This is a genomic window from Desulfospira joergensenii DSM 10085, from assembly GCF_000420085.1.
GTDB classification, from domain to species: Bacteria; Desulfobacterota; Desulfobacteria; order Desulfobacterales; family Desulfobacteraceae; genus Desulfospira; species Desulfospira joergensenii.
In genome coordinates this window covers 1,498,843-1,515,695 of the sequence record NZ_ATUG01000001.1, presented here as the reverse complement: position 1 = coordinate 1,515,695, position 16,853 = coordinate 1,498,843, and the positions used below count along the sequence as shown (strand labels likewise).

At 54.2% G+C, this 16,853-nt stretch carries 15 protein-coding genes; 11 read left to right on the top strand and 4 right to left on the bottom strand.

From position 1 onward, the window contains the following. Window positions 1-3 precede the first annotated feature (3 nt). The 3 genes from F608_RS0107635 to F608_RS0107625 are packed head-to-tail and all read left to right on the top strand — an operon-like array spanning window position 4 to window position 3,627. A complete protein-coding gene (locus F608_RS0107635) occupies window positions 4-1,707 on the top strand; it encodes a sensor histidine kinase (protein ID WP_022665039.1) in 1,704 nt (567 codons plus the stop codon). After that, window positions 1,697-2,395 (top strand): response regulator transcription factor, encoded by a 699-nt coding sequence (locus F608_RS0107630; protein ID WP_022665038.1) that lies wholly within the window; start codon window positions 1,697-1,699, stop codon window positions 2,393-2,395. The genes F608_RS0107635 and F608_RS0107630 overlap by 11 nt, the downstream gene beginning before the upstream one ends. A gap of 26 nt (window positions 2,396-2,421) precedes the next feature. Next, window positions 2,422-3,627, top strand: a complete 1,206-nt coding sequence (locus F608_RS0107625) for a M24 family metallopeptidase (RefSeq protein WP_022665037.1) — start codon at window positions 2,422-2,424, stop codon at window positions 3,625-3,627. Window positions 3,628-3,727: 100 nt separating this feature from the next. On the opposite strand, the gene F608_RS0107620 is transcribed toward F608_RS0107625, so the two are convergent. Beyond that, window positions 3,728-5,794 (bottom strand): sigma-54-dependent Fis family transcriptional regulator, encoded by a 2,067-nt coding sequence (locus F608_RS0107620; protein WP_022665036.1) that lies wholly within the window; start codon window positions 5,792-5,794, stop codon window positions 3,728-3,730. A 248-nt stretch (window positions 5,795-6,042) separates the two neighbouring features. On the opposite strand from F608_RS0107620, the gene F608_RS0107615 reads away from it, so the two are divergent. From F608_RS0107615 to F608_RS0107590, 6 genes are all read left to right on the top strand, one after another. Next, on the top strand, window positions 6,043-7,392 hold the full coding sequence (locus F608_RS0107615) for a dihydrolipoamide acetyltransferase family protein (RefSeq protein ID WP_027362560.1): 1,350 nt from the start codon (window positions 6,043-6,045) through the stop codon (window positions 7,390-7,392). Window positions 7,393-7,501: 109 nt separating this feature from the next. Continuing rightward, the gene (locus tag F608_RS0107610; protein WP_022665034.1) at window positions 7,502-7,882 is read left to right on the top strand and encodes a Lin0512 family protein; all 381 of its coding nucleotides are present in this window, start codon (window positions 7,502-7,504) and stop codon (window positions 7,880-7,882) included. 81 nt (window positions 7,883-7,963) lie between these two features. Then, complete coding sequence (locus tag F608_RS0107605; protein WP_022665033.1) at window positions 7,964-8,923, top strand: thiamine pyrophosphate-dependent dehydrogenase E1 component subunit alpha; 960 nt, start codon at window positions 7,964-7,966, stop codon at window positions 8,921-8,923. Between the two features lie 64 nt (window positions 8,924-8,987). Then, window positions 8,988-9,962 carry an alpha-ketoacid dehydrogenase subunit beta gene (locus tag F608_RS0107600; RefSeq protein ID WP_027362559.1) on the top strand — a complete coding sequence of 325 codons (975 nt, stop codon included), beginning with the start codon at window positions 8,988-8,990 and terminating at the stop codon, window positions 9,960-9,962. A gap of 86 nt (window positions 9,963-10,048) precedes the next feature. Further along, entirely contained in the window at window positions 10,049-11,044 is a 996-nt protein-coding gene (locus F608_RS0107595; RefSeq protein ID WP_022665031.1) for an ATP-NAD kinase family protein, read from the top strand. Window positions 11,045-11,123: 79 nt separating this feature from the next. Beyond that, window positions 11,124-11,435: a DUF6506 family protein gene (locus F608_RS0107590; RefSeq protein ID WP_022665030.1), complete on the top strand. Its 312-nt coding sequence runs from the start codon at window positions 11,124-11,126 to the stop codon at window positions 11,433-11,435. A 125-nt stretch (window positions 11,436-11,560) separates the two neighbouring features. Here the strand turns inward: F608_RS0107590 and F608_RS0107580 are convergent, their stop codons facing one another. The 3 genes from F608_RS0107580 to F608_RS0107570 all read right to left on the bottom strand — a co-directional run bounded on the left by F608_RS0107580 (window position 11,561) and on the right by F608_RS0107570 (window position 14,091). Beyond that, window positions 11,561-11,890 (bottom strand): carboxymuconolactone decarboxylase family protein, encoded by a 330-nt coding sequence (locus tag F608_RS0107580; protein WP_022665028.1) that lies wholly within the window; start codon window positions 11,888-11,890, stop codon window positions 11,561-11,563. 249 nt (window positions 11,891-12,139) lie between these two features. Beyond that, window positions 12,140-13,105 carry a lipoate--protein ligase gene (lplA, locus tag F608_RS31125; RefSeq protein ID WP_022665027.1) on the bottom strand — a complete coding sequence of 322 codons (966 nt, stop codon included), beginning with the start codon at window positions 13,103-13,105 and terminating at the stop codon, window positions 12,140-12,142. 14 nt (window positions 13,106-13,119) lie between these two features. Continuing rightward, window positions 13,120-14,091 (bottom strand): gluconeogenesis factor YvcK family protein, encoded by a 972-nt coding sequence (locus tag F608_RS0107570; RefSeq protein ID WP_022665026.1) that lies wholly within the window; start codon window positions 14,089-14,091, stop codon window positions 13,120-13,122. Window positions 14,092-14,369: 278 nt separating this feature from the next. Here F608_RS0107570 and F608_RS0107565 point away from each other — a divergent pair, with 278 nt between their 5' ends. Further along, complete coding sequence (locus F608_RS0107565; RefSeq protein ID WP_022665025.1) at window positions 14,370-15,134, top strand: YkgJ family cysteine cluster protein; 765 nt, start codon at window positions 14,370-14,372, stop codon at window positions 15,132-15,134. A 520-nt stretch (window positions 15,135-15,654) separates the two neighbouring features. Beyond that, a complete protein-coding gene (locus F608_RS0107560) occupies window positions 15,655-16,848 on the top strand; it encodes a YeeE/YedE thiosulfate transporter family protein (protein ID WP_022665024.1) in 1,194 nt (397 codons plus the stop codon). Window positions 16,849-16,853 lie beyond the last annotated feature (5 nt).

The window sequence follows — 16,853 nt, the reverse complement described above, 5'->3', positions numbered from 1 at the left end:
GATATGAAAAGCAGACGGATCATACTCCTGTTCTGGGCCCTGTTCCTTGTGCCTGCCCTGATCCTGGCTCTGGTGGCCTTTCAGCTTCTGTCCCATGAACAGGACCGGATCAGCCGGGCCACGGTGAATGCCATGGCGGACCGGGCCCGGGCCGTCTGCGAGACCCTCCATTTGACCATGGAAACCGTACAGGACAGGATGACCCGGTCCCTTCTGGATATTGAGCCGGGTCATGAACAACAGGTCCTGGCAAAATGGGAGAAGACCAATCCCCTGGTCCGGAACGTGTTTATCTTTCTCAAGGGCAGGGGACTGGATTATCCGCCTCCCGGAAAGGCATCGACCCCTGAGGAACAGCAGTTCAAGAACCGGTATGATGCCCTTTTTTCCGGGAGGATACCCTTTGATTTTAATAAGACCGGGATTGGAACGGAAAAGGGGACGGAAGGACCGGCCACGGCGACCCGGGGTTCCGGCTCTTACGGATCCCTGAAAGAAAAACAGGAGGCTCCGTCCCAGAGGGCTCTGGTCTCCCTGTCCCAATCCATTGAAACCCATGCGGGAAAAGTAGAGGGAAAGGAAGACCGGGACGGGGGGAGCTTTGGATGGATTCCCTGGTTCAGCGAAAACCGGCTCTATATCCTGGGATGGGTCCGGCCCCGGTCCCGGGGGCCGGTGTACGGGGTGGAACTGGAGTGGATGACCATCCTTTCCCGCATGGTGGTGGACTTTCCCAAACTGACAAGAAAAGGGACGGCCCTGGTTCTTTTGGACGGTTCCGGGGAGGTGGTTCACCGGACCGGCCCCCTGGCCGTGGAATCTTCCCATAAACCGGTCATGGAGGTCCCGGTATCCAGCCTGCTTCCCCATTGGAGGATCGGGATTTACCTGGATGAGAATATGACCGGCACGGGAAAATTATTTTTCTATGTATCCATGATGCTCCTGGGCGTTTTGATCACGGCCATGGTGGCAGCCGGAGTCCTTTTGACCCGGCTTGCCTCCCAGAAGATCCGGGATGCCCGGCAGAAGACCTCCTTTGTCTCCTCGGTTTCCCATGAACTGAAAACCCCCCTGACCAGTATCCGCATGTATGCCGAACTTCTGCTTTCCGGCCGGGTAGGGGATGGAGAAAAGAAAACCACCTATCTGAGGGTGATTGTCAATGAAAGTGCCCGTCTGACCCGGCTGATCAACAATGTCCTCGATTTTGGCAAACTGGAGCAGAAAACCAAGACCTACCGGGTGACCGATTTTGAAATGGACGAGTTCCTGGAAGGGCTGATCCATGCCCACGGGATCCGCATCCGGGAGGCTGGCCTTGAAATTGTAAAGGAAATCGCCCCCGGGAACTACCGGGTGAGGAGCGACCGGGACGCCCTGGAGCAGGTGGTCCTGAACCTTGTGGACAATGCGTTGAAATATGCAGGCAGCGGCAGGTTTCTTAAATTTGTCCTGGAGCCCTCAGATGCCGGAGCTCTCCTGAAAATCCAGGACGACGGCCCGGGCATCCAAAGGGAAGATCAGGAAAAGATCTTTGAAAAATTTTTTCGGGCGGACAATTCCCTGACCTCTGCCCAGCCCGGATCCGGCCTGGGGCTCAGCATCTCCCGGAGAATCCTGCGGGATCTTGGGGGAGACCTTGTTCTGGAACCTGGAGACGGGAAAGGCGCCTGTTTTTCCATGGAGATCAATCATGCAGATTAAAATCCTGGTGGCGGAAGACGATGCCCATATCCGGATGGGTCTTGTGGACACACTTGAAAGCGAAAACTATGAAGTGACCCAGGCGGGAAACGGCCGGGAAGCCCTGGATCTGTTTTTTAATGGACACTTTGACATGGTGATTCTGGATGTAATGATGCCGGAAAAAAGCGGGTATGATGTCTGCCGGGAACTCCGGGCAAAGGATAAAGAGATCCCCGTCATCATGCTCACGGCCAAGGGCGAGGAGATCGACAAGGTGGTCGGCCTGACCCTTGGGGCCGATGACTACATTACCAAGCCCTTCGGCATCCATGAGCTGCTGGCCAGGATCGATGCGGTACTGCGCCGGTCCGGCCGGGGACTGAGAAAAAGTGAAGAGCCTGACCGTTCCCTGTTCCCCTTTGGCGGATTTGAAGTCAATCCCCGGACATTCAAGCTTTCCGGGATTGGAGAGTCCCAGGACCTGACCGAAAGGGAGCTGACCCTCATCCGGATGTTTCACGGCCGTCCCAATGAAGTCTTAAGTCGGAACGAACTGCTGGATAAGGCATGGGGCATAACCTATCTGGGCACCACCCGCACCCTGGACCAGCATATTGCCAAGCTCCGCAAGAAACTCAAGGCAGGGGGCCAGGACAGGGAAATTATCAGCACGGTTCACGGGATCGGATACCGGTATACTCCCTGACCTTCAGATGAAACGGAGGAGAACGGATGAAATTTCAACCCAAGATCACCCCGGTAACGGAACTGGAAAACCGGATCAAAGGGTTTCAAGATCGCCTCAGCAGGCAAGGGATTGAGGGGGCGTTGATCATCCAGAGAGCAGACCTTTTCTACTACAGCGGAACCACCCAGTCCGGCTGGCTTTATATCCCGGCCGATGGCCGGCCCCTGTTCATGGTCTTCAAGGATATCAACCGGGCCGGGAACGAATCCGGTCTGGACCGGATCATCCCCCTGCTCAGTCCCAAGAAGATCCCCGCCGCCCTGGAAGAACAGGGATACCGCCTGCCCGGAGTCCTGGGGCTTGAGCTGGATGTGCTTCCCGCGGCTCAGTTTCTCATGTTCAAGGAGATCTTCGGCGGTTCCGAGATCCGGGATATCTCTCTCCAGGTCCGTCTTCAGAGGGCGGTAAAGTCGGAGTTTGAGATCAACTGCATCCGCCGGGCATCCGCCCTGGCCGATCAGGTGGCCCGGAAGGCGGCAGAGGTCATCTGCGAAGGAATCACGGAAATTGAGCTGGCCTCCGAGCTGGAGGCCCATGCCCGGATACTGGGCCACCAGGGCCTGGTGTCCATGAGGCTCTGGAACAATGACCTCTTTTACGGCCATATCCTGTCCGGTGCCGGGGCAGCTCTGCCCGGGGCGATTTCGTCCCCCACCAGCGGAGCCGGTCTTAACCCCTTTGTCGGCCAGGGTGCCGGATTTGTTCCCATTCAATCCGGAGAGCCGGTTCTGGTGGATTATGTATTTGCCCTGGACGGATACCTGAGTGACCATGCCCGGATTTTTTCCCTGGGCCGACTGTCCCCTGATTTGGAACAGGCCCATTCAGACATGCTCTCCATCCAGGAGGCAGTGATGAAAAAGGCGTTACCGGGAAGCCTTACCGGTGACCTTTATGAGTACATGGTTCAGACGGCAACGGATCTGGGCCATGGAGACACCTTCATGGGCGGGGCAGAGCCCCGGATCCGGTTTGCCGGACATGGCCTGGGAATTGAACTGGATGAGTTTCCCTTTATCGCCCAGGGCCAGTCGCTGACCCTGGAGCCGGGCATGGTAATCGCCCTGGAACCCAAGGCGGTGATCCCGGGCAAAGGGGTGGTGGGAATTGAAAACACCTTCCTGGTTAAGGAAGAGGGGCTTGAATCCCTGACCCGGTTTCCGGACCGGATCTGTGAAATTGACCGATGATGTCCCGGATGGGGCCAAGGCCTGTTTCCCAGTGCCGTTCAGGCCTCTGCCGGCACGGGTATCGTCCACAGTACCGGTGAAAGTTCCTTCAGACCCGGCTTCAGCCCTTGGATATCCGGTGTTTCTTCAGTTTTGCATACAGGGTGTTCCGGCCGATGCCGAGGGCCTTGGCCATCTGAGAGACATTTCCTGAAAAGTGCTGTTGGGCTTTTTGGATGGTTTCCTCTTCCATGGCCTTGAGGCTGAAATTGGTGTCCGGATTTTTGCCGGGTTTCGGCAAAACAGGTACGCCAGACTGCTTTCTGATATCCGTCGGGAGGCATTCGGCTGACAGGCGGCGGTTTTCGGACATGAGTGCAATGGCTCCTTCTATGGCATACTTTAACTCGCGAACATTTCCCGGCCACTCATAATTTTTAAGAGCCGCGTAAAAGAGCGGATCCACGGACCGGACTTTCCGCCCCAGTTTTTCGGCCATTTCCCCGATGAAATAGGTGGCCAGAAGGGTGAGGTCGTTGCCCCTGTCCCGCAGGGGCGGGAGATGGATTTTCACCACGTTGAGCCGGTAAAAAAGGTCCTGGCGGAGTTTCTTTTTTTCTACCAGGGGCTTTAGATCCTTGTTGGTGGCCGCAATGATACGGACATCAATGGGGATGGGTTGGGTTCCTCCCACCCTTGTCACCTGTCCCTCTTCAAGGATCCGGAGCAGATTCACCTGTAAAAACAAGGGCATTTCCGCGATTTCATCCAGAAACAGGGTGCCCTTGGATGCCTGCTCGAATTTGCCGGGACTGCCCCCTTTTTTAGCGCCGGTAAAGGCCCCAGTGGCATAGCCGAAAAGCTCGCTCTGGATGAGTTCCCGGGGGATGGCCCCGCAGTTCACCGCCACAAAGGGGCCCTTGGACCGGGAGCTGGAACAGTGAAGGGACTGAGCCAGAATTTCCTTTCCCGTGCCGCTGTCTCCGGTGATCAGAACCGTGGTGGAGGTGTCGGCCACACGCCTGGCCGTTTCCAGGGCCTTGTTTATGGCGCTGCTCTGGCCGATGATGCTTTGGAAGGGATCCCGGTTCAGGTCGGGCTTTGCCGGGAATGGGGGAGCCCGGCGGATCCCTTGAAGTTCCTTGAGCACCAGGATAAAGCCCATGACCACGTCGTTTGATGTGGTGACCGGGTACAGGCGGACATCCATGGGGTTGGACAGACGCCATTTCAGGGAAAATCCTTTTTCCGCATAGAGACGGGGCGCGGCCTTTATCTTTTCCAGGGCCGATGCCGTCCGGCACCAGGTGTCCATGGGACATCCGATGAGTTCATGGCTTTGTTTCCCGAGCAGGGATGCGGCAATGGGGTTGGCCACCTGGATCCTGCCGGCAAGGTCCAGGAAAATCAGACCGGTCATGACCGTGTTGAAGGCCGAGGAGATGATCCGGGAGGACTGACGGCGCAGTTCCATGCTTTGGCACCGGATGAGCCGGCTTTCCAGAATCCTTGCCCCTTTAACGGCCAGGGTTAAGGCGTCGCTGTGGTCGGAAGTCATGGGGCCGGAGATGTCGACGCATCCCATGACCCGGCTGTCCAGGTTGAATATCGGTGCTGCAGAGCAGATCCAGGAGTGGTGGCTTTCACAAAAGTGCTCCCTGCCGGAAACCTGCAGCATCTGCCCTTCAGCCAGGGCCGTGCCAATGGCATTGGTGCCGACGCTGCCTTCGGACCAGTTGGCTCCGGGACCGAAGTTGAGGTGATCTGCCCCCAGAAGGGTCCGGTGGTCCCCGAACATGGAGATCAGGTACCCGCCGGCATCGGAAATGGTTACCAGTAACCCCCGGTCCTTGACCGTTTCATAGATAAACCCGATGGTATCGGATACAATATCCTTTAAACTGAACAGTTCCGAGGACAGCTCTCCCATGGAGCGGATGTCTTCGCATTTGCCCAGGGTCGGGTCCACCCCCATGCTGCGGCATCTCTGCCATGAATTTAAAATGGGTGTATGGATCCGGCCCGTGTCTACGGTTCCTTTATCCACAAAATTCCGCCAGGATTTGAAATCCACCGGTGAAGGATTCCTAATGTCCGGCAATTGGGGAGGCAATGAAGTTCCCCGGTTTTCAGGCGGGTCTATCTTGACAATCCGGTAGCCGTTTTCCCTTCTGATGAATTCATACATGGCAGAACCCTGTCTGGTATCAGTGGAAATAATTAAGGCATCCTATAATAATTGAGTTTCTGAATCAAATTTTATTTTTCTCCTGTTCGAATTCAGGACACTGGAAATCGATTGTTTTTTATCCTTCTGGATTTATAAGCAAATATTGGCTGGCACTTGTCTTGCTTATTGTTTTCCTTAAATTGTCCGGGAAAGTGGATTTTCCAGTCGAATTCGATCCGAGATTGGGTTTTGAAAGGAGGGAAATTGTGGCTGTTGAAGTTCTGATGCCCAAATGGGGGCTGACCATGAAAGAGGGAAAGGTGTCCAAATGGCTGAAAGCCCAAGGGGACACGGTATCAAAAGGCGAGAATTTGCTTGAGGTGGAAACCAGCAAAATTACCAATACTGTGGAATCTCCCGATGACGGCATTTTATTTCAAATCGTGGTGCCCGAGGGGGAGACCGTTCCGGTCATGACGGTGCTGGCGGTCCTGGCCCGGGAAGGTGAAACTCCGGAACCAAGGGAGGCCGTTGTAAAAGAGGAAAAAGACGGCGAACCCCGGGAGGAATCACCGGCGGCAGATGAAGGGAAACCAAAAAAATCCGGATTTATCCCTGCCTCTCCCCTGGCCAGGCGCCAGGCCAAGGACTGGGGGATTGATCTGGCAGAGGTCCCAGGTTCAGGCCCCAAGGGGCGGGTGGTGGAGCAGGATGTGAAGGACTTTAAGGAAAAACTGGACGCGGCTCCCCCTGCGCCGGAGCCGGCATCCGTTTATGCCAGCGAGAGCGCCGTGGCAGCCGCCAAAATGGCAGGTATCGACATCCGCCTGGTACCAGGAACCGGAGCGGGCGGGAAAATCACCAAGGCAGACGTCCTCCGGGCCGTCAAGCCCTCGGCATCCCAGTTAAAGGCGGCCGGGCCGGTTCCAGGTACCGTCATTCCCATGGAGGGACTGCGCCAGGTCATTGCCGACAATATGATGGCCAGCCTGCACAATGCTGCCCAGCTTTCCGTGTTCGTGGACGCAGATGTGACCCCCATGGTCGAGTTGAAGAATAAACTAAGGAAAAAATACGAAAATACGGATCTCCCCAGGGTATCTTTTAACGACATCGTGGCCTATGCAGTGTGCCGGGCATTGAAGGACCATCCCATCATGAATTCCTGCCTCACAGACCAGGGGATCGAGCTGGGCAGAAACGTGAACCTGGGCATTGCCGTGGCCCTGGAAGAAGGCCTGGTGGTGCCCAATGTCAAGATGGCCGACACCTTAGGCCTGATAGAGATGGCGGTCCGGATCCGGGAACTGGCCAAAAAGGCCAGGAACAACGAATTGACCATGGATGAAATCCAGGGCGGCACCTTTACCATCACCAATGTATCCATGATCGGGGTGGATGGGTTTACCCCTATCCTCAATCCGCCGGAAACCGGGATCCTCGGCGTGGGCCGGGCCAAAGAAACGGCCGCCGTATACAAGGGGGAAATCTGCGCCAGGACCCATATGACCCTGAGTCTGACCTTTGACCACCGGGTCGTGGACGGGGTGCCGGCCATGACATTCCTCAGGACACTGGCCAATTACCTGGAAGACCCTCTCACGCTTCTGGGGTAACCGGTACGGACGGCCCCGGGGATGCCCGTCCCTGATCCGCCTGCGTCAAACAGGGAAACGGAACGCCCCGGCTGGCTCGAGAGTTTGAAATACAACAGGGGGAGATAACATGGCCAAAAAACGCTTTATTGTGGAATTGGGAACCGGGGCGGATCTTCATGGAAACGATGTCACGAAAGCGGCCTGCCGGGCGGTGAAAGACGCGGTTTCCAGGAGCTGCCTGTGCGGGATCCTTGAGATTTTGAATCGAAAGCAGTTCCAGGGGGTTCATGTGGAGGTCCTGGTGGCCTGCCCCCGGCCCGATCAGGTGGACGTCGAGGCGGTAAAGGCACAGATTCCCATCGGCACCCCATCGGTGTCAACCACCGCCGGTGGGATGTGTGCCCGGGGAATCTGCGTGAGCACGTTCGCGGAAGGCTGTGACACCATAATGGTGGCCAATACGGCGGTAACCGTCTGGATCGATATTGATTCCGAGTATCGGGGATAAAGATCTAAAAACATTAACATCATCCTGCTGTGCTTCGTTTGAACGGGGCAGTAAGACAGGAAAAGTCAAGGAGGTATCCAAATGAGTCTTTCCAATGAACAAATGGTTGAGATGCTTCACACCATGCTCAAAATCCGGCATTTTGAAAACCGGGTCCAGGGATTTTTCGCAGACGGAAAGATCCCCGGATTCGTTCATCTCTACCTTGGGGAAGAAGCCATTGCCGCAGGAGCCTGCGCCAGCCTGCGGGACAAGGACTACATCACCAGCACCCACCGGGGCCACGGCCACGTGATTGCCAAGGGGGGAAACCTGAACCAGATGATGTCGGAAATTTTCGGCCGGACCACGGGATATTGCAAGGGCAAGGGCGGTTCCATGCACATTGCCGATGTGGATCTCGGCATCCTGGGTGCCAACGGTATCGTGGGCGGGGGCGGACCATTGGCCAACGGCGCGGCCCTGGCCATTAAATACCGGGGGGAAGATCATGTGGCGGTCTGTTTTTTCGGAGACGGCGCCTCCAACCAGGGTACCACCCAGGAAGCCCTCAATCTGGCCAGCGCCTGGAAGCTTCCGGTTGTGTTTGTCAATGAAAACAACGGATACGGAATTTCATGTCCCACCAGCAAGTCCATGGCCATTACCGATATTGCCGACCGGGCCTCGGCCTATGACATGCCTGGTGTGGTGGTGGATGGAAACGATGTCCTGGCCGTGTATGAAGCGGTTTCCGAGGGCGTGAAGCGGGCCCGCAGCGGGCAGGGACCCTCTTTGATCGAATGCAAGACCTACCGGTGGCGGGGACACTTTGAAGGGGACGCCTGCGTATACCGGGACGACAAAGAACTGGAAGCCTGGAAAGAAAAAGATCCGGTCGCCCTGTATGAGAAAAAGCTGGTTGAAGAAGAAATCATGACCGCTGAACAGGTGGCGGAACTCAGCAAGAAAGTGGAAGCCGATCTTGAGGCAGCGGTTGCTTTCGCTTTGGAAAGCCCCCTGCCTGATGCGTCCGATCTCACCCACGATGTCTATGCCTGAGTGACTTTGAATAATTAATTTTATGCTTTTGCAAAATGTCAAAAAAGATACCAAAGGAGGAATCATGGCAACCAAAACATATTTAGAGGCCATAAATGAAGCGCTCAGGCAGGAAATGGAAAGGGACTCCAATGTATTGATTTTCGGAGAGGACGTGGGGCAGTTCGGCGGCTGTTTCGGGGTGACCCAGGGTCTTCTTGATCAGTTCGGGGAAGACCGGGTCAAAGACACCCCCATCACCGAGAGCGCCATTGTCGGTGCAGCCACCGGTGCGGCAGCCGCAGGGCTTCGCCCGGTCGCGGAACTCATGTTTGTGGATTTCATCGGCGTGGCCCTGGATCAGCTTTTCAACCAGGCCGCCAAAATGCGGTATATGTTTGGGGGAAAGGCCAAAATCCCCATGGTGCTCAGAATGCCCCAGGGAGCGGGGCTCGGTGCCGCGGCCCAGCATTCCCAGTCCCTGGAGGCCTGGTTCATGCATGTGCCGGGTCTGAAGGTGGTCATCCCGGCTACCCCGTATGACGCCAAGGGGCTTCTCATCTCCGCGATCAGGGATGACAACCCCGTGGTCTTTCTGGAGCATAAAATGCTTTACGGAACAGAGGGAGAGGTTCCCGAGGAATCTTATACCATTGATTTCGGCAAGGCCAACGTCGTCAGGGAAGGGGAGGATCTGACCATTGTGGCCTTCTCTAACATGCTGCTCACCGCCTTTGAAGCCGCGGATAAACTGGCCGAAGAGGGACTCAAGGCCGAAGTGGTGGATCCCCGGACCCTTTCCCCCCTGGATATGGACACCATTTTGAATTCCGTAGGCAAAACCCATGGGCTTCTTATTGCCCATGAAGCCGTAAGGACCGCAGGAGCCGGGGCTGAAATCGCCGCCCAGGTGGCTGAAGACGGCTTTGACCTGCTGGATGCTCCCATTGTCCGGGTCGGCGCGCCGTTCACACCGGTCCCCTTTTCTCCTCCCCTGGAGCAGGCCTTTATTCCGGGGGTGGATGATATTGTGGCAGCAGCCAAAAAGATGAGGGAATAAATCAGAACACATGCATGCGAATTTTCAGCCCGATCTGCCCGGTTTTACATCCGGGCAGATCGGCATTCGCGGAAGGGGGAATTGCTTTGTCAACGGTTGGTATCATAGCCAATCCCGTATCCGGAAAAGATATCCGCCGGCTGGTGGCCCACGGCAGTGTTTTTGACAATCAGGAAAAGGTTCGTATTGTCCGGCGGTTGCTGACGGGCCTGGAGGCTGTCGGGGTCACACGGGTCAGGTATATGCCGGATGAGTACGCCATTGTTCCCCGGGCGGTCCAGGGACTGGACATTTCCATGGACCTGGCGGAAATCCCCATTCAGCCCAAGGGGAACCAGAACGATTCCGTTGCCGCAGGCCAATGGGTCGGTCAGAACGGAGCCGATGCCGTGATCGTCCTCGGCGGTGACGGCACCTGCCGGGCCGTGGCCAAAAAGAACAATGGAAAAACGCCCATGCTGCCGATTTCCACGGGAACCAACAATGTGTTCCCCTACATGATCGAAGCGACCATCGGCGGAATTGCAGCCGGGCTCATCGCCACCGGGAAGGTTCCCCAATCCGGCGGGGTCTACCGATCGTGCCAGCTGGATGTGCTGGTGGATGGAATCCCGGTGGATATGGCGCTGGTGGATGTGGCCGTATACAATGACCGGTTCATCGCATCCCGGGCAATCTGGGATATGGAAAAGGTGTCTCAACTTTTTTTGACCCGGTGCCGACCGGATTCCATCGGCCTGTCCGCCGTGGGCGGGCAGCTGGCCGAGGTTTTACCCGAAGAGCACCGGGGCCTGCATCTGCGCCTTGGGAGGGGCGGAAAACAAAAGGTCACGGCGGCCATCGCGCCGGGGCTGCTCAGGGAGGTCCGGGTGCGGCAATGGGATTTTCTGGAGGAGGATATTTTAGTGGCGGTAGAATCCCCCCGGTGTGTCCTGGCCCTGGACGGCGAGCGGGAGACAAGCCTAAAGCAGGGGCAGACAGCCATGGTGCGTCTCTCCGGCAAAGGACCGCTGGTCATTGACGTTCACAGGACCATGTCCTGGGCCCGGAAAAACCGGATCATGGTATCCCAAGAGGATTGATCCGGTTTGGCTGGTTCTGTTGAATATAAAAGAAAGAATTTTACCCTGTATCGATTTTTTTTAAAAAAAGGAGGAAGAAATGTCAGACGTTCTGAAAGCAGCCTTCATATTTGTGGCCCCGGAAGCGGATCCAAAAACCCACCGGCAGTGGATCGAAACTCCGAAAGTGAAACTGCTGGCCGTGGGGGTGAAAGATTACGCCCAGGCTGCAGAAATTGCAAAACAGCTTCTGGCTGAAGGAGTCGCGGCCATTGAACTGTGCGGCGGGTTCGGTAACCGGGGCGCGGCAGTGGTCACCGACGCGGTGGAAGGAAAGATTCCCGTAGGGGTTGTCCGCTTCGACATCCACCCTGGACTGGGCAATGCTTCGGGGGACGGCCTGTTCGCCTAATCGGGCACAACAAAACCAAGAGGCCGGCACCTTATCCGGGTGCCGGCCTCTTCATTTCTAAACTGCCGGTTATGCCGGCTTAACTCTTCTCCGGCCAACATGGCCCGGCAGTTGAGAGATATCCTTTAATCAAACAGATCCTCCAGTGCTTCAAATACATAGGACATGTACATGAGTTTGGGGGAACCGCCCATGGCAACTGACATCAGGGCGGCCTGGAGGATGTCTTCCCGGGAGGCGCCCATGGAAGCCGCATTTTCCACATGAATGGTGATGCACATTTCACATTGGGACATGACTGCACAGCCGATGAGGATCAACTCCTGGGTCATGGGAGACAATCCCCCGCTTGTCCCTAATCTGGCCGTGAATTCAAGGTATTTCTCGTATTCCTCGGGAGCGTATTCTTGTAAATAGGCCATGGCCTGGGCTGCTTTTTCCGGTGCTGTGCTCATTCAGTTCTCCTTATCCATATCCAAAGATTGATAACGGGCAGGCAATGTGTAAATTTGGTGCCTGCTTTTCCCCTGCCCAACTTGGTTCCCTGCCGTCAGTGTTCTTAATTCTTTAATTTTTTTCTGCAAGTCCTGTGCCGAAAATAAAGGTAAAAAAGCCTTTAAATTCAACAGATGGATCAGGGGAACATAGGAATTTAATCCGAGAGGTGTTCAAAAATCGAGCAGGTTTTGAAGGGATGTTAAAATTTAGAACAGCTTCCGGACAAAGGCCTGTGCAAAACCTTTAAAACCGGGATGGTCATGGAAAATTTCCAAAAGATCTTTGTACCGGTGCCGGTTTCCCCGGACTGCTTTTTCCAGCCCGGCCCGGCCCGGTTTTTTAAGGAAATTTGCTTCTATCCGGACCTGGCCGATGATCCCCTTTGCTACATGGAATTTCACGGAAACCGGACCGGCCGGCGTCTGGATGTGACGGGCAAAATCGTATTTCGGAGATCTTGCGAAATTCCATTCCCATGTCCGATACCTTTTTTGGGCCAGCTGCTGGATGGCCATGTGATCCGCCATAGTCAGGGCGGTCCGCACGGCATTGAGCCGGGCCGTCATGGCTGCAGCCATTTTTTCCACAAAGGATTCCACCCCCATATCTGTTTTTAGCCGGGGCTTCAAGTTGGAAACGGTTTTCCGGACCGAATCCACGGAGTTGTCCCTGTAGCGGTTTAAAGGGGCTGTAAGGGCGTCTGTCAGCGCCGGAAGGTCCGAGTCAAACAAAAGGGTGCCGTGGTGAAGCACCCGGTTTCTGTGTATATGCTGGGCATTGCCCGATACCTTGAATCCGTCCACTGAGATATCGCTTTGCCCGTCCGGGCAGGCATTTACACCCAAACCTGCCAAGGCCTCCATAATGGGAGTAAGATAGGGCAGGTAGTCTGTGGAAACGGACAGATTGCGGGGGCCGATAAAAGAGAAATTAAGGTTTCCCAAATCCTGGTACACGGCTCCGCCGCCGCTGATACGCCGGATCACGGTAAGCTTTTGATCTAGGATAAGATCATGGTTGATTTGGGACAGGGCGTTTTGGTTCCGGCCGACCACCACAACCGGCCGGCTTCTCCAGAGCATGAACATCGATTGGGTCCGGTTGATCAGAAGATGTTCTTCCGTGGCCAGGTTGACAGCGGGGTCTGTGGTCGGGCTGACAATACAGATCATGGATTCATTTGATGTTAACCGAGGATGTCCCGGATGACCCGGGTCAGTTTCCCGGCCTCGTGGCGGACGATAAGGGCGTTGCTGTCCAGAAGATCGGTCAGGTGGACATCCCGGTTTTCCCAGAAGGGATCCTCCCGTTCCATGTCAACGAAATCGGATTTCTGTTCACGATAGGTGTCCAGGGCTTTTTGGGAGGGCAGGGTCTGATTCCCGATGATGCCGTCCACCTGCCGCCCCAAACGGCTCTCCAGTTTGAGAACAAAGTCTTTTCCTGAAAAGTTCTGGGTCTCTCCGAATTTGGTCATGATGTTGATGATATAATAGATTTTGGCCCGGGTTTTCTGCAGGGCTTCTTTTACCCCGGGAACAATGAGGTTGGGAATGATGCTGGTGAATAAATCCCCGGGCCCGATAAAAACAAAGTCAGCCTTTTCAATGGCCTCCAGAACCGGGGGATAAACCGAAACCGAGTCATGGTGATGGGGCACCAGAAAGACATCTTTTATTCTCTCCCTCTGGGTTCCCCTGGGCAGGTCAATGGCCTCTTCTCCGTAGATCCTGCTGCCGTCGGTGAGTTCGGCCACCAGGGTGGCCCGGTCAATGGTCACCGGCAGAATGGTTCCGTCCACTTCCAGGATTTCGCCAAGGGCGGCCACACCGGCCGGGAAATTGCCCGTATACCTTGACAGCATGGTCAGAAGCATGTTTCCGGCGCTGTGGCCGGCCAGCCTCCGGTCTTTCCGGAACCGCTTGAGCAGAATGGACCGGCAGGTGTTCTGGTAAGGGGATAATGCCAGAATGCATTTTAAAATATCGCCTGGGGGAAGAATACCCAGTTCATCCCTTAATCTGCCCGTACTCCCGCCCGAGTCCATCATGGAGACAATGGCAGTGGTTTGGGTGTCCTCCAGGTCCCTTACACCGGACAACAGGACAAATTGTCCGCTGCCTCCGCCGATGGTGACGATTTTTTTTTCATTTTCCACTGGCCTTCCCTTCTCCGTTCATCATTCGCGTGGTCGAAAACTGCCGGGTCGATATCAAGGATGCTGGAAAAGCCTATACCAGATAAGTCTTCAAATGTAAAAAAATATGTTTTCCATGGGGAAAAATTCAATTGAGAATCATATGGGGAAATTTTCAAATGGACATTTGAATTGATGAGAGGTAAATAAAAGATTTGATTTTGATAGGGTCCAAACGGAATGAAGGGGGATTTTTCGTCTGGAAGAGAAAAGAGACTATCAAGGGTGGGAGAAGACAAATGAAGAACAATGAAACCCATAGAGACCTTCTGGGCAGCGGCACATTCCAATTTGCCTGCAATGAGACCGTTCCCTGTTTTACCCGGTGCTGCCGGGATGCGGACATGCTGCTTTACCCTTACGACATCATCCGTTTGAAACACTTCCTTGGCATGACTTCGGAAGAGTTTCTCGTCAAACACACCTTCACCGCCTTCCGGGACAATCCGTATTTTCCCAGTGTGATGCTGAAAATGGGGGATGCCAAGGGCCATCCCTGTCCCTTTTTATCTGAAAAGGGCTGCGGGGTATATGAAGACAGACCCTATTCATGCCGGGCATATCCCCTGGAACCTGCCATGCACGGGGATCCCCAGGGGGGATTTGCCATCACCGCCTACCGGGTCCGCCACGGCCACTGCCTCGGCCATGACCATGGAAAAAAATGGACATCCGGCCAGTGGATGAAAGATCAGGGCATGGAGGTTTATAATCAATACAACAGCTCCTGGGCAAGGGTTGCCGCACTTCTCTCCTTAAAAAATTCCTTTGGTGAAAAAGGAGGGGACAACCCTGCCATGAACATGGCCTACATGGCAAGTTACAACGTGGACACCTTTCGCAGATTTGTTTTTGAGAGCAGCTTTTTGCAGAGATTTGATGTTTCGCCGGATCGTGCGGATGAGGTGAAAAATGACGACTCGGCCCTGATGCTGCTGGGCTTTGACTGGATTCTGCGCTTTCTTGGCGGCCAGGGGCCCCTCAGGGAAAAAAAATCGGGTTAAACCGGATTCTCTTTACATCCAGAATAAGATATTTTTGGATCCCTTTCCTGGCGTTTTGAAATGGTAGGATTTTGTTTTACCAGGTTTTAATTTTTTTGATATTCTGTTTACCAGGTTGTCAATTATCCAGTCCCGGTTCCATTCTTCCCCGGCAGCGATGGTGTGATTTAAAAACGACCTTCCATAAAATAGAGTTGATTAAGCGGGAAAAAATGAATAATATGGTCTGAACTTCTTCTTTTGAAAAAGACATCCATATGTTCACGTCTCTGTCTGATTAAATTCTAAATCGATCCCGATAAAATTCTTGATACCGCTCTGACCCCTTCTCCGGTTCTGTATATGATTAACACATGTTAATCATATGTTAATCGGTTAGCGAATAATTAACACAAAAACCAGCACGTGAATAATTAAACTACCGATTTTATAGAGATTTTTAAAGTGGTATCAAGTTTGCAAATTAAATTTCAATCTTCACACCGACCTGGATTATGGATTTATAGATAAGGGGTGTAACATGATCTCTGGAACCTTTTATTCAAGCATTAAAGAAGAAATCCGCAAAAATTATATTGCTGTCTTTGAGCAGGACTGGCCCTCCTGGTTGGCCGGCATTTTTATCGCTGTCATTGCCCTGTTGCTCTTTCTTTGGGACACGCCCTGGGGAATAGCCGGAGGGTATAAAAATTGGGGAAACTGGATCTTATATGGTGCAGGCCTTACCGATAAAAAACCTTTTGTTCCCTGGCTTCATCCCATGTCTCTATCCAATTTCGGGATATTTGCCGGTGCTTTTTTTTCGGCTCTCATGAGCCGCCAGTTTATGATACGAAAGGCTCCCCCGCTGGAGTACGCAAAAGGAATCATCGGCGGTCTGCTCATGGGAACAGGAGCCGCATTTTCAAAGGGATGTAATGTGGGGGGATTCTATACTGCCGCCGGCATGCTCTCCATGGGAGGCATTGCCATGATGGTGGGCCTTGGCGCCGGGGCATGGATAGGTCTCAAATATCTTCTCTGGGAGATGGAGAACATTCCGGTCAGGCCCATGGCGGCAAAGAAATCCGGAGGCAAGATTTTCGGAGCCGGCTGGGACAAAGTTCAGCCCTATGTGGGAAGCGGTTTGCTGATTTTTATCGTGGGAGCATTCTATCTTTTTTCAGCCGTTGATGAGGCCGTTCTTGGAGGCCTCCTTTTTTTCGGATTCCTCATTGGTCTTGTGATGCACCGATCAAGGTTCTGTTTTGTGCGTGCCTTCAGGTGTCCCTTTATGACCGGCGAATCCGAGATGGTCAAGGTGGTCGCCATGAGCCTCATGATTTACGGCATGGGCAGTGCCGTAATCAAATGGTCCTGGGTCAAGGAGCCCATGATGGGGGTTTACCATCCCTTTTTCCTGGGCAGTCTTGTGGGCGGGCTTATTTTCGGCGTGGGTATGATCCTGGCCGGAGGATGCGCCAGTTCCACCCTGTGGCGAGTCGGTGAAGGGCATCTCAAACTGGCAATGGCCCTTGTGGGATTTTCCCTTTCCAATGCCCTGGTATCAAAGATGATAACCCGGCTTAATCTTAACGAGATATTGGGAAAGGGGGTATTTATGCCGGATGTCTTTTCCTGGCAACTCACCATTCCCTTATTTCTCCTGTTTTTCGTTTTCTGGGCCTTTCTTGCCATCTGGAATGAAGAATCAGAGAAATTTGTCATATTTTAACCTGT

Bases quoted from the DNA above. Each gene is read 5' to 3' on its own strand.
- F608_RS0107580 (WP_022665028.1), bottom strand. From the start codon at position 11,890: ATGAGCACAGCACCGGAAAAAGCAGCCCAGGCCATGGCCTATTTACAA.
- F608_RS0107610 (WP_022665034.1), top strand. From the start codon at position 7,502: ATGGCCAAAAAACGCTTTATTGTGGAATTGGGAACCGGGGCGGATCTT.
- F608_RS0107635 (WP_022665039.1), top strand. From the start codon at position 4: ATGAAAAGCAGACGGATCATACTCCTGTTCTGGGCCCTGTTCCTTGTG.
- F608_RS0107605 (WP_022665033.1), top strand. From the start codon at position 7,964: ATGAGTCTTTCCAATGAACAAATGGTTGAGATGCTTCACACCATGCTC.
- lplA (WP_022665027.1), bottom strand. From the start codon at position 13,105: ATGATCTGTATTGTCAGCCCGACCACAGACCCCGCTGTCAACCTGGCC.
- F608_RS0107560 (WP_022665024.1), top strand. From the start codon at position 15,655: ATGATCTCTGGAACCTTTTATTCAAGCATTAAAGAAGAAATCCGCAAA.
- F608_RS0107630 (WP_022665038.1), top strand. From the start codon at position 1,697: ATGCAGATTAAAATCCTGGTGGCGGAAGACGATGCCCATATCCGGATG.
- F608_RS0107565 (WP_022665025.1), top strand. From the start codon at position 14,370: ATGAAGAACAATGAAACCCATAGAGACCTTCTGGGCAGCGGCACATTC.
- F608_RS0107590 (WP_022665030.1), top strand. From the start codon at position 11,124: ATGTCAGACGTTCTGAAAGCAGCCTTCATATTTGTGGCCCCGGAAGCG.
- F608_RS0107600 (WP_027362559.1), top strand. From the start codon at position 8,988: ATGGCAACCAAAACATATTTAGAGGCCATAAATGAAGCGCTCAGGCAG.
- F608_RS0107625 (WP_022665037.1), top strand. From the start codon at position 2,422: ATGAAATTTCAACCCAAGATCACCCCGGTAACGGAACTGGAAAACCGG.
- F608_RS0107620 (WP_022665036.1), bottom strand. From the start codon at position 5,794: ATGTATGAATTCATCAGAAGGGAAAACGGCTACCGGATTGTCAAGATA.